The organism is Variovorax sp. GW823-FHT04B03 (genome assembly GCF_058796495.1).
On record NZ_JBXAIT010000004.1, the window covers coordinates 517287 to 530221 of the forward strand.

The 12935-nt window shown below is 65.4% G+C and carries 11 protein-coding genes; 10 read left to right on the forward strand and 1 reads right to left on the reverse strand.

What is annotated here, in order from left to right; genetic code table 11:
- The first annotated feature begins 23 nt into the window (after positions 1–23).
- The 10 genes from AC1RAD_RS19675 to AC1RAD_RS19720 all read left to right on the forward strand — a co-directional run bounded on the left by AC1RAD_RS19675 (position 24) and on the right by AC1RAD_RS19720 (position 10975).
- Positions 24–1265 carry a lipase family protein gene (locus tag AC1RAD_RS19675; protein ID WP_492736738.1) on the forward strand — a complete coding sequence of 414 codons (1242 nt, stop codon included), beginning with the start codon at positions 24–26 and terminating at the stop codon, positions 1263–1265.
- A 46-nt stretch (positions 1266–1311) separates the two neighbouring features.
- Positions 1312–2481, forward strand: a complete 1170-nt coding sequence (locus AC1RAD_RS19680) for a thiolase family protein (protein WP_223301496.1) — start codon at positions 1312–1314, stop codon at positions 2479–2481.
- Positions 2478–3680 (forward strand): thiolase C-terminal domain-containing protein, encoded by a 1203-nt coding sequence (locus AC1RAD_RS19685; protein ID WP_062469625.1) that lies wholly within the window; start codon positions 2478–2480, stop codon positions 3678–3680. Before AC1RAD_RS19680 ends, AC1RAD_RS19685 begins: the two co-directional genes overlap by 4 nt.
- On the forward strand, positions 3677–4174 hold the full coding sequence (locus AC1RAD_RS19690) for a Zn-ribbon domain-containing OB-fold protein (RefSeq protein WP_062469628.1): 498 nt from the start codon (positions 3677–3679) through the stop codon (positions 4172–4174). The genes AC1RAD_RS19685 and AC1RAD_RS19690 overlap by 4 nt, the downstream gene beginning before the upstream one ends.
- Before the next feature lie 2 nt (positions 4175–4176).
- Positions 4177–4644 carry a Zn-ribbon domain-containing OB-fold protein gene (locus tag AC1RAD_RS19695; RefSeq protein WP_125948597.1) on the forward strand — a complete coding sequence of 156 codons (468 nt, stop codon included), beginning with the start codon at positions 4177–4179 and terminating at the stop codon, positions 4642–4644.
- 51 nt (positions 4645–4695) lie between these two features.
- Entirely contained in the window at positions 4696–6369 is a 1674-nt protein-coding gene (locus AC1RAD_RS19700; RefSeq protein WP_492736741.1) for an AMP-binding protein, read from the forward strand.
- 160 nt (positions 6370–6529) lie between these two features.
- Complete coding sequence (locus tag AC1RAD_RS19705) at positions 6530–8086, forward strand: class I adenylate-forming enzyme family protein (RefSeq protein WP_369632464.1); 1557 nt, start codon at positions 6530–6532, stop codon at positions 8084–8086.
- 27 nt (positions 8087–8113) lie between these two features.
- On the forward strand, positions 8114–9310 hold the full coding sequence (locus tag AC1RAD_RS19710; RefSeq protein ID WP_070064105.1) for a thiolase C-terminal domain-containing protein: 1197 nt from the start codon (positions 8114–8116) through the stop codon (positions 9308–9310).
- Positions 9311–9349: 39 nt separating this feature from the next.
- Complete coding sequence (locus tag AC1RAD_RS19715; RefSeq protein WP_125948593.1) at positions 9350–10129, forward strand: enoyl-CoA hydratase/isomerase family protein; 780 nt, start codon at positions 9350–9352, stop codon at positions 10127–10129.
- Between the two features lie 39 nt (positions 10130–10168).
- Complete coding sequence (locus AC1RAD_RS19720) at positions 10169–10975, forward strand: SDR family oxidoreductase (protein WP_492736744.1); 807 nt, start codon at positions 10169–10171, stop codon at positions 10973–10975.
- A 331-nt stretch (positions 10976–11306) separates the two neighbouring features.
- Here AC1RAD_RS19720 and AC1RAD_RS19725 read toward each other — a convergent pair whose 3' ends face one another.
- Entirely contained in the window at positions 11307–12926 is a 1620-nt protein-coding gene (locus AC1RAD_RS19725; protein ID WP_125948591.1) for an AMP-binding protein, read from the reverse strand.
- Positions 12927–12935: the final 9 nt, after the last annotated feature.

Genomic DNA, 12935 nt, shown 5'->3' on the forward strand with positions numbered 1-12935 from the left:
AACAACACAACAGGAGACAAAGAATGAATCGCTTGATGAATCTGCCGGTGGTTCGACGCGTCCGGTCGCTGGGCCGGATGCTGGGCCGATGGATGGCCGCGCTGATGCTCTGCCTGGGTGCGTCGGCCGCCGCAGTAGCTGGCCCGCTGCAGGACCCGGCGGGTGACCCCTTCTACGCGCCGCCGTCGCCGTTGCCCGAGGGGCCGCACGGCACACTCATCCGTTCGCGCGCCTATGTGCCGCTGGGACTGCCCGCCTGGGGTTGGCAGATCATGTACAAGTCGACCGACGTCAACGGCAACGCCGTCGCCGTCACTGGGAACGTGATGGTGCCGTGGCTGCCATGGTTCCAGTCTTCGCCGCGACCGATCGTCGGATGGGCGTCGGGCACGCAGGGCATTGCGGACCGCTGCGCCCCGTCGCACCAACTCGCCGTCGGCACCGAGTACGAGGCGATCGCCGGCCCCATCGGCTGGACGCTGGCCCGCGGTTGGGCCATCGCCATGACCGACTACCAGGGCCTCGGCACGCCGGGCGACCACACCTATGGCGTCGCGGCGCCTGCGGGTCGGGCCATGCTCGATGCAGTGATCGCGGCCCAACAACTGGGCGGGGCGAACTTGTCGGCCCAGGCACCGGTCGGCCTCGTCGGCTACTCGCAGGGCGGGCACGCCTCGGCCATCGCTGCCGAGCTGCAGCCGAGCTATGCGCCAGCGTTGAAGGTCAAGGGTGTGGCCTCGGGCGCCGGGCCGTCGAGCATTGATGGCCTGTACGCGGCCAACAACGGCGGCCTCTTCGGCGGTGCAATCCCGTACCTGCTGATCGGACTGAACGCTGCCTATCCCGAGCTGAGCCTCGACACCATCCTGACTCCCTATGGCCGCTCGATCATCGCCGAGGCGCGCAATAACAAGTGCCTGCTCGCCATGGCGGCCAGCTATCCGGGACTGGGAGATGCGGTGCTCGTCGACGGGCCGGGCATCTCGACGCGTTCCGACTGGAAGGCGCGCTTCCTGCAGCAGCGCACCGGCACCGCCACGCCGGCGGTGCCCGCGCTCGTCTACGCCGGCCTGCTCGACGAGCTTGTGCCCTACGAGAACACGAAGAAGACCTTCACCGCATGGTGCGCCGGCGGGGCGAAGGTGAGCTTCCGAACCATCGGCATCACCGAGCACGCGACCGGGATGCTGTTGGGCTATCCGCTCGCCCTGGACTGGATGGCGGACCGCTTCGCCGGCGCACCTGCGCCTTCCGACTGCCCGTGACCTGTCTCGTCGAGGGCCGGGCCCGATCAACCCAGAGAGGATGAACATGTCCAACCGTGTAGCCATCGTGTCGATGGCACAAGTCAACTACAGCGAGAAGCGGGCGTACTCACCCGAAGAGCTGGCCTACCGGGCAATCCGGCCGGTGCTGCAGGAAACCGGCCTGCGCTTCCTGCCGGCCTACGAGAAGGGTGGCATCGACGCGAGTCTGATCTGCCATGAGCACTCGCGCATCGCACGCCCGTTCTCTGCGTCGCTGATCGTCGATGTGGCGGGTGCCAATCTTCGGCCTGACGAGAAAGTGGACCAGGACGGTGCCGTCGGCGTACTTGAAGCCTTCTGGCAAATCGCCTCGGGAGAATTCGAGACCGTGCTCGTGGTCGCGGTCGGCCAGGATTCGACGGCGGCCAGTGGTGGCAATGCCATCGAGAACAAGGTGTTCGACCCCTTCTTCTGCCGGCCCTTGGGCCTGGACAACGTACAGGCCGCCGCGCTCCAGGTACAGCGCTATGCGCACAAGTACGGCATCACGCCGGAGCAGCTCGCCGCGATCTCGGTCAAGAATCTCGGCAACGCCCGCAACAATCCCCTGGCCTTGCGCGAGGGCGACTTCAGCATCGCCGATGTGCTTGGTGCGAGGATGCTGGCTGACCCGATCACCACGCTGCAGTCGCGTCCGCAAGGCGACAGCGCGATCGTGATGCTGCTGGCCAATGAGCAGCGCGCCCGACAGTTGACGGACAAGCCGGTCTGGATCAAGGGCCTGGCCAACTGCTGCGACGGCTATTTCCTGGGGGATCGTGATCTCGCCGACTCAGAAGTGCTGACCATGGCGGCCAAGAAGGCCTACCGTATGGCCGGTATCGACAACCCGCGCACCGACATCGACCTGCTGGAGGTCACCGACGAGTTTGCCTACCAGGAACTGATGGCCTACGAGGGGCTGGGACTGTGCGCAGCGGGCGAAGGTCCTCGCTGGCTGGAGTCCGGCGTCAGCGGCCACGATGGGCTGCAGCCGGTCAATCTCTCCGGCGGTGCTCTCTCCGGCACCAGCCACACCACCATCGGCATGGCGCGGGTCGCCGAAATTGTGCTGCAACTGCGCGGCGAAGCCGGCAAGCGCCAGGTGGGCCGTGCCCGCACCGGCCTCGCACACCTCGCTTCCGGCCCCGCTGGGCAATTCCACCAAGTAATGATTCTGGGAGTCAATCCATGAAGCGCCGCGTCGCCATCGTCGGCTTCGGCCAGACCGAAATGACCGCCCACAGCCCGCTGACAAAGGCGGAGTTGGCCAACCAGGCCGTGCGCCGCGCGCTCGCGGATGCCCGGATCACGATGAAGCAGGTCGAAGAGATTGTCCTCGGCGACATCGACTGGGTTTCCGGTACTGCAGAATCGGAAATGGAGCTGGCCGATTTCGTCGGCCACTACCGCAAACCCCTGGTCAAGATCGAAACCGGCGGCACCGTCGGCGGCTCGGCTGCGATATCAGCCATCCACCATGTAGCTGCGGGCGCTTGCGACGTGGCCATGATCTCCACCACCTCGAAGTTCGTCGGCCCGCCGAGCGACGTGATGCCGCGCGGCCCCTTCCTGCAGGCTGGCATCTCCTCAGGCGTGCACGCGCTCACCGAGAAATGGTGTGCCATCGGCGCGGTCGGCACGCTGTCGTTGATGGCCGCGGCCTACGCCAAGCTCTCGGGCTGCCCCGAGGAAGCGGTGGCCATCGCGCGCGTCAAGGCCTCCGAAAACGCCGCTCGGAACCCCTATGCCCATCTGCGCGAGCGCCTCAGCGTCGAGCAGGTGATGCAATCCCCGATGCTGACGGCGCCCATGCGCCAGCTGCACATGTGCCCGATCACCGAAGGCTCAGCCTCGATCATCTTCGCTAGCGAGGATGTGGTGGACCAGATCACCGACAAGCCGGTCTGGGTGCAGGACGTCGTGAGCATCCATTCCGCGCAGCATTGGTCTGCCCTGCAGGACTTCATCGCACCCAAGGAGCGCTGCGTGCTGCCCAGTCTGCAAAAGGCCTGCGAGATTCTCTACAAGCGCAATGGCATCACCAGACCCGCTCAGCAGCTGGACGTGGTCGAGATGTACGAGCCCTGCACCTGGGCCGAGCTGGTGTGGATGGAAACCATGGGTCTGGCGGAGCCCAATCAGGCATGGCGGATGGCCGCCAGCGGCGCCACAGCCATCGATGGCGTGCTGCCGATCAATCCCTCCGGCGGCGTCACCTGCACCAACGGTGGCGTGCCCTCCACGACCCAGCGCTTCGGCGAACTGGCGCTGCAGATCCGCGGCGACGCCGGCGCGCACCAGGTGCCGCGCGAGCCCCGGCTGGGCATCGCCACCGGGTTCGGCGGCACCGGCTGGACCCCGCTGCTACTTCTCTCCAAGGACAAGCCATGAGCGATACCACGCACAAGCCTGTGCCACCGACGCGGTTGCGCACGTACTTCTCGATGGACTACCCGGTGGGCCTGTTCAATGGCCGCTTCGCGCGCGAGATGCGCGACAACGGCCGGCTGATCGGCATCGTCTGTCGCCACTGCGGCTTCAGCATGCTGCCGCCCCAGGCGGTATGCACGGTCTGCCACGGCGAGAACATCAAGGACCCCAACTGGGTGGAGATGGGGCCCGAAGCGACAGTCGCCGGCTTCATGACCTTCAACATGCCCTTCATCGACACCAACGACCTTTCGGTGCAAAAGGGCCACTACACGGTCGGCCAGCTGATGGTCGATTCACCAGGCCGCACCAGCGGCTTCCTCTGGCATTTCATCGGCGAGGCCGACGCCAGCCAGTTACGCAACGGCATGCGCGTGCGCGCGATCTACCGTCCGCGTGACGAACGCAAGGGTCTGATGACCGACATCCTGCATTGGGTGCCGACAGGAGAATGACAATGTATCCAGCTGAACTCGAAGCCGCCGAGCCCATGGTCCTGCGCCAGCCGGTGCTGTACTGCGACATCAACTACGACGTGGGCCGGATCAACGGCCGGTTCTTCGCCGCGCTGCGCGACGAGGGCCGCATCACGGCCACCCGCTGCACGGCCTGCGCCCGTAGCTACCTGCCACCACGCATGAGCTGCCCCGAATGTTTCGCCGAGTTGGACGAATGGGTGGATGCAGGTGATACCGGCACGCTCACGGCCTTCACCATCGTGCGCGAGCCCGGCATGCTCCAGCAAATGCCCCTTCCCTATGTGGTCGGTCTGGTCAAGCTCGACGGCGCAGACACCGCACTCGTTCACTACCTCGGCGAAGTCGCGCCCGAGGCGGTGAAGGTCGGCATGCGCGTGCGCGCCGTGCTGGCTGAAGAGCGACACGGCAATATTTGGGATATCCGCTATTTCAGGCCGACGACCTGAGGCAAGAGGCCGAAACGCCACCTGAACACTTATAGCAAGAGGAGACATGACATGCCGCACATCCACGCCCCCATCAACCCCAGCGCCTGGCTACAACGCCACGTGCAGGAACGGCCCGACCAGCGCTATCTCACGCAGCCCCTGGGCGGCGGACAGGAGCGCCACTTCACCTGGGCGCAGGCTTCAGAAGAAGCGCGGCGCATGGCCGCGCATCTCGCGTCTTTCGGCTGGGAGCCTGGTTCGCGGGTCGCGATCATGTCGAAGAACTGCGCCTGGTGGTTCCTCGCCGACTTCGCGATCATGTTGGCCGGGCATGTCTCGGTGCCGATCTATCCTTCTCTCACGGGAGCATCGGTGCGCCACGTCCTCGATCACTCGGGCGCCAAGGCATTGTTTCTGGGCAAGCTCGATTCCGACGATTGGGGCGCCATGCGTGCCGGCATCCCCCCGGGGATGCCGGTGGTGCGGTTTCCGCTGCGCGCGGACGGGGAATTGCCCGACCAGCCCGTGGCCGACTGGGACACCGTGATCGCCCGCACGCCGCCGCTGACCGGCGAGCGCTCGCGCGGCGTCGACGAGTTGGCCACCATCGTCTACACCTCGGGAACCACCGGCGTTCCCAAGGGCGTGATGCACACCTTCGGCACGCTGGGGGCGTCGCTGGGCATCCTGATGGACGACTATGGCTTCGGCCCGCACGATCGCATGCTGTCGTACCTGCCATTGGCGCACAGCGCCGATCGGATGTTTTCCGAGATGGTGTCGCTGGCAAGCGGCTGCAGCGTGACCTTCAACGAAAGTGTCGAGACCTTCGTCTCCGATCTCCAGAAGACCCGGCCCACCTTCTTCATCGCAGTGCCGCGGCTATGGGCCAAGTTCCGCCAGGCCGTGCTGACGCGCATTCCACCTGCGCAGTTGACGACGATGCTGGCCGATCCCGAGAAAGGGCCGGCCGTGCGCCGGCAGGTGCTGGCGCAACTGGGCTTGGCCGAGACGCGCTATGCGCTGTCGGGTGCCGCGCCGCTGTCGCAAGAACTGCATCAGTGGTATCTCGACCTGGGCCTGGAGCTGCTTGAGATCTACGGCATGACGGAGAACATGGGCACGCATGCGAGCCGCCCTGGAAAGGGACGAGTGGGTTACGTGGGTCAGCCGCGACCTGGCGCCGAAGTCCGGCGTACCGACGACGGCGAGATCTTGGTCCGCTTCCCAGGCAATATGCGCGGTTACTTCAACGATCCGCAGCGCACCGCTGAGGTCATGACCGAGGACGGCTTCCTGCGCACCGGCGACGTCGGCGACATCGATGCCGAGGGCTACTTGAAGCTCACTGGCCGTGCCAAGGAGATCTTCAAGACCAGCAAGGGCAAGTACGTGGCGCCCACACCCATCGAGAATGCGCTGTGCGGCGATCCGCTGGTCGAGGCCTGCTGCGTGACTGGCGTGGGCTTTCCGCAGCCGTTTGCCGTCGTTCTGCTGGCGCCGGGCGCTACGCGAAGTCCCGAACTCACGCGAACGCTCGATGTGCTGCGGCAAGCTGTCAACCAGACTCTGGACCCACACGAGCGACTCGATTTTCTGGTCGTCGCCGCGCAGTCGTGGACCGTCGAGAACGGACTCATGACCCCGACGTTCAAGCTGCGTCGCAACGTGTTCGAAACACGCTTCGGACCGCATTTCGAGCGTTGGGCGACCCTTGGCGAATCCGTCGTCTGGGCCGAATGAGTGCATAGGGGGCGTGTCAGGTTTCGCCCCTATCACGGAAGGGGGCCTTCGCGCATCCTGGCACCCTCGCACTCCCCTCCATTCGAGGGGCGAAAGAAATCATGCGCGTCGGCAGACTTCATGCCACCGAGAAAAACACGACGCCTACAGGAGACCCAACATGGCCATCATTGACTTCTTCGACCGCGGATGGGAGATCGATCCGCAAGCACCTGCTTACGTGATGGACGATGCGGTCTACAGCTTCGATGATGTCGGCACGCTCTCGTGCCGCATCGCGAACGCCCTGCTGGCGATGGGCCAGGGACGAGAGAAGGTCGGCGCGGTCTGGGCCGCCAACCATCCGGTGCCATGGACCTGCACCCTGGGGCTGTGGCGTGCCGGTATGGCGTGGATGCCTGTCAATCCGCGCGGAGCGCTCGAAGAAAATCGTCAGTTGCTCGATGCCTTCGACTGCGAGGTACTGTTCTTCCAGCAAGCCTTCGCACCGGCCGTGGAAGCATTGCGCCCCAATCTGCCGAAGATCCGGCTGTTCGTCTGCATCGAAGGCCCCGTGCCGGGGGCGCTAGGACTCTCCGAATGGATCGAAGGCCATTCGGGCAACAGGCCGCAGGTGACCTACCAGCCCGACGACACGGTGGCCGTGATGCCGACCGGGGGCACCACGGGTCTGCCCAAGGGCGTGATGAACACGCACCGCAGCTTCCAGGCCTTCTGCGCCCAGTTCATGATCGCCTGCAGCTACCGGGCCGACGAGAAGATCGTCAACCTTGCCGCAGCTCCGATGACGCATACCGCGGGTGTCTTGTCGCTGCCGTGTACGGCACGTGGCGGCACGGTGGTAGTGCTGACCAAACCCGATCCCACCGCCCTCCTTGATGCCATCGAGACGCACCGTGTGACCGAGTTCTTCCTGCCGCCGACGGTCATCTACCGATTGCTGGACATGCCGGGCATCGAGGGGCGCGACTTTTCCTCGCTGAAGTACTTCCTGTGCGGCGCTGCGCCGATGTCGGCCGAGAAACTGCGCCGCGCCATCGCGGTGTTCGGGCCCGTGATGATGGAGGCCTATGGTCAGACCGAGGCGCCCGGCGCAATCGCGATGAAGCGGCCGGAGGAGAACTTCGTCGGCGGGCAACTCGCCAGCGATGCGCGCCTGCTGTCCTGCGGCCGTGCCAGCCCGCTCACCCGCGTGGCGATCATGGGGGAAAACAACGAACCGCTTGGCGTCGGCGAGACCGGCGAGATCTGCGTGCGCGGTGACCTCGTCATGAAAGGCTACTACAAGGCGCCCGAGAAGACAGCCGACGCCGTCGTCGACGGCTGGCTGCACACCGGCGACGTGGGGCACCTGGACCGCGACGGGTATCTGCGCATCACCGACCGCAAGAAGGACATGGTGATCAGCGGCGGCTTCAACGTCTACCCGAGCGAGGTCGAGCAGGTGATCTGGGCTCACCCCGCTGTGCAGGACTGCGCCGTGATCGGTGTGCCCGATGCCGCATGGGGCGAGGCGGTGAAGGCCGTCGTCGAACTGACGCCCGGCATGCAGGTCTCGGACGGCGAGCTGATCGCCCTGTGCAAGCTGAAGCTGGGCAGTGTGAAGGCGCCCAAGTCGGTGGACTTCGTGGCCTCGCTGCCGCGCAGTGCCAACGGCAAGGTCCTGAAAAAAGATCTGCGCGCACTCTACTGGACGGCGCAGGACCGCAACATCTGATCCGCCGAGGCGGAAAGCGAGCAACCGATGACCCAGGAAACCCTCATCGCCGGTGTCGGCATGGTGCCTTTTGTGCGCCCTGGCCGCAGCGAACCCTATGACGTGATGGCGCAAAAGGCCGTGCAAGCGGCACTGGCCGATGCCCGCATCGACTACGGCCTCGTCGAGCAGGCCTTCGCAAGTTTCGTCTATGGCGACTCGTGCTCGGGCGAGCGCGCTCTCTACCGCGTCGGCATCACCGGCATCCCGATCACCAACGTGAACAACAATTGCGCGTCGGGCTCGTCGGCGCTGTTCCTGGCACGGCAGGCCATCTTGTCAGGTGTCTCGGAGTGCGCACTGGCGGTTGGCTTCGAGGAGATGCGGCCCGGCGCGTTGGACCGCATCTTTCCCACGCATGCGGACCCGCTCGAGCACCACCGCGCCAGTGTGATCGCTGCGATGGGACTCAGCGTGCAGGAGCAAGCACTGCCGCCCGCGCTGCTGATGTTCGGCTCTCAGCTCGAATGGGCTGCGCGTGAATTGCAGCTGACCGATGAGGTGTTCGCGCGCGTGGCCGTGAAGGCGCGCGCGCATGCGAAACACAATCCCTTCGCGATCTTCCGCGATCCGCTGAGCGTGGATGAAGTCCTGGCCGCCCCAACCGTGTGGGGGCGCTTACGCAAGCTGTATGCCTGCGCACCAAGCTGCGGTGCCGCTGCGGTGATCCTGTGCAGCTCCGATTTCGCCCGGCGCCATGGCCTGCGCGCCGAGGTGTCGATCCTCGCTCATGAGATGGGCAGCGACATCGCCACCGACCTTGACCCGCCCAATGTGCCCGATGCGTTGAGCCGAGCCGCCACGCGCCGTGTTGCGGATCGTGCCTACGCGCGCGCGGGGGTGGCGCCAACGGACATCGACGTCGCGGAGGTACACGATTGCTTCGTCAGTAACGAACTGCTCAGTTGCGCGAGCCTGGGCTTTTGTGCCGAAGAAGATCTGGCCGGCTTCGTCCTAGAAGGGCGCAATACCTATGGTGGGCAAGTGGTGGTCTGCCCGTCGGGCGGGCTGCTGTCCAAGGGCCATCCGCTCGGCGCAACCGGGCTGGCGCAGATCACCGAGCTCGCTACGCAATTGCGCGGCCAGGCCGGCGTGCGGCAGGTCGAGGGCGCTCGCCTGGCCTTGCAGCACAACGGCGGATTGGGCACGGCGGTGTCGGTGGCCATCCTGCAGCGGCGTGATTGACCCGAGATCGAACCGAAAGAGAAGAGAAAGAGAACCCGAATGACTGCTCCTGTCGTGCTCGAACGCGACGGCCATGTGGCCGCCATCGTGCTGAACCGTCCCGAACAATCCAACGCCATCGACCCGGACGCGGCGCAGGCGTTGATCGGGTGCATCGATACGGTGGCGGCCGATGCGTCGGTCCGCGCCGTGGTGCTGCGCGCTACAGGCAGGCATTTCTGCGCCGGCGGCAGCATCGCGTTCTTCGATCAGGCCGGCGCGGCGCTGCCGGCGCTGCTGGAGCAATTCATCGGTCCGCTCCACGCCGCCATCCACAAGCTGGCGACGCTGCCGGTGCCGGTGATCAGTGCCGTCAACGGGCCGGTCGGCGGCGGCGGCATCGGCCTCGCGCTGTGCGCAGACATCGTGCTGGCCGCCGAATCGATGAAACTGCGCGGCGGCTACTCAGCCCTTGGGCTCACACCGGACGCCGGTTCCTCGTGGCTACTGGCGCGCCGTGCCGGCGCAGCACGCGCCAAACAAATCTTTTTCACGAACGCCCCGCTGTCGGTACAGCAATGCCTGGCGTTCGGCATCGTCGACGAGATCGTCCCGGACGAAAAATTGGCGGCCCGCACGACAAGCCTCGCCCGTACTCTTTCGCAGGGCGCGACGGGCGCGCTCGCGCGCATCAAGCGGCTGGTCGACGGAGCGAACGAACGGTCGCTGCTGGAGCAACTCGACATGGAGCATCGGCTGATGGTCGAGGCAGCCGCATCGGTCCATGTGGCCGAGGGCATTGCCGCTTTCCGGGAGAAGCGCGCCCCGCGCTTTACCTGACGGCCTGTCCGGCTCTCCGCAATCGCTGAAAGATACTCCATGCAAATGAACCTCGATTTCCACGGCCGCCATGTCTTCGTTTTCGGTGGCACCACCGGCATCAACTTCGGCATCGCGCAGGCCTTCGCACGGCAGGGCGCCGCCGTGACCGTCGCGAGCCGCAAGCAGGAGAACGTCGACAACGCCTGCCGAACGCTTTCCGACGTCGGTGGCCCGGTACATGGCGCGTGTGCCGACGTGCGCGATTTCGACGCGGTCGGCCGCGCGTTCGAGAGCGCGGTCGGACGATTCGGGCCGGTGGATGTACTCGTCTCGGGAGCGGCCGGCAACTTCCTGTGCGCGGCGCGGGACATGTCGTCGAACGGCTTTCGCGCGGTGGTCGATATCGATCTCGTCGGCACCTTCCATGTGCTGCGCCAAGCGCACGCACACCTGTGCAAGCCCGGCGCGGCAGTGATCAACATCACCGCGCCGCAGTCCTTCGTTCCGATGCGCTACCAGGCCCATGCCTGCGCAGCCAAGGCCGGCGTTGATCAGTTGACGCGAGTGCTGGCGCTGGAATGGGGCGGCGAAGGTATTCGCGTCAACTCCATCTCGCCCGGCCCGATCGAAGGCACGGAGGGTTTCAGGAAGCTGATGGCGCCAACGCCGGAAGACCACGCCGCCGCGCGCGGCCACGTGCCGCTGCAACGCTTCGGCTCGCTCGATGACATCGCCAACCTCGCGCTATTCCTGGCTTCGCCCTATGCAAGCTACATCTCGGGTGCGCTGATCCCCTGCGATGGGGGTGGGGCCATCGAAAGCGTCAAGCCTGCGCTCGAGGCCGCGAGCCAAGCCGGCCTGTAGGCGGCAAGCACCGAGATAGCACATCCGCCGACGCGGGACTCCCGATGTCTTCAGGTCGATGAAGCGAACGCCGATACTTCACGCGCCAAAGGCATCGTAGGCTGTTTCTAGCCGCGGCCACTATCGACGCCGCGGCGCGTGTCTGTACAAGACATCCAAGTTCGAACCGTAGGGTTTCGACAATGCGCTGCACCAGCAGACTGAGCCCTTCAGTGTCCGTCGGACACCGATAGAAGTCGGCACCTTCCGCACCAATCTCGCGCGCGGTGCGGCAATGAGGGCCGAATGTCAGAGCGCCGGACTACGCTCTGGAGCAGACACACTCACGACATCATTCGACGTCTTTCAGCAAACGTCGCAGCACCTTCCCCGCTCCCGCGGTCGGCAGTGCATCCAGGAAACGCACATGCCTGGGCGCCTTGTACGGTGCCATGTTGTCTCTGCACCAGACGATCAACTCATCGGCGGCCAGTTCGGTTCCCGCCTTCTTCACGACAAAGGCTTTCACTACCTCGCCTTTGTCCACGTCCGGCTGTGCGACCACCGCCACTTGGGAAATGGCCGGGTGCTTGATCAGAATGGTCTCGACTTCCTCGGGGAACACCGGATACCCCGACACCTTGATCATTTCCTTGAAGCGCCCCATGAAGGTGAGATAGCCATCGGCGTCCATGCGCCCCATGTCGCCGGTGTGCACCCAGCCGTCGCGCAACGTGGCGGCGGTAGCTTCGGGGTTGTTGAAGTAGCCCTTAAAAACGCCGGGACTGGTCAGCACGATCTCTCCCTGCTCGCCCGCTGCCAGCGCATCGCCGGTGTCCGGGTCGAGGATGCGTATCACCACCCCCGGCACCGCCAGGCCCACCGTGCCCCAACGGATGGCGTTGGTCGGCATGTAGGTGTCGCAGCTATGGGTTTCCGACAAACCGTAGGCAGCCTCGCGCGCATGGGCGTTCGGAGCGAAGCTCTTCCACTGCAGGGCCAGCGCTTCGGTGAAGGCGATGCCGAAGCTGGTGACTGTGTTCTTGCTCAGGCTGGACAGATCGAATCGGGTGATATCGGGCTGCTGCATGCAGGCCGCGTTCATGGGTGCGATGCTGTACCACGCCGTGATTCGGTAGCGGTCGATGGCCTGCAGCGTGGCACGCGGCTCGAAACGATGCAGCAGCACGGCGGTGTCTCCGCAGAGCACCGGTACGTTCACGCCGGTCAACATACCGGCGACGTGGTACATCGGTGCGACGCATAGCTGTGTGTCATCCCGCTCCACCCCCATGGCGAAGGCCGAAGTACGCGTCTTGTACAGCGCATTGCCATAGGTGAGCATCGCGCCCTTGGGCAGCCCCGTGGTGCCTGACGTGTAGAGCATCAGCGCCAGATCATCCATGTCCAGTTCGACGGAGGCGGGTCTGGCGCTGCCGGACATCACGGCCAGAAAGTCTTCGCAGTCCGTCGGCACAACGCGCGCGTCTTCACGCGCCGTACTCAGTTCGGCGGGCAGGTCCAGTGTCGGCTGCGCGGGCAGCAGGTCGGCATAGTGCACTATGAACACGTGCGCCAGCGTGCTCACTGGCTTCACCTTCTGCACCACCGGCAAGAGGGCCGCTGCCGCCACGATCACCCGCGCGTTCAGGTCGTTCACCTGATAGGCCAGTTCATGCTCCTTGTTCAGCGGTCCGTTGGGGCACACGACGGCACCGATCTTCTGAATGCCGTAGTGCGCTACGACGTACTGCGGGCAATTGCCGAGGAACAGCACCACCGGATCGCCCTTCTTCACGCCAAGGGCCTGCAGGCGGGCGGCGAAGGCATCGCTGGCACGATCCAGGTCGGACCAACTCAGCACGGTGCCGTACCAAACCAGGGCAGCGGCATCGGGCCGTTCTCGCGCATGCATGCGCAGGTACTCGTGCAGGGGCTGGATCGGGCAGGCGGGCAGGGCTGTTTTCACCATGTCGATACT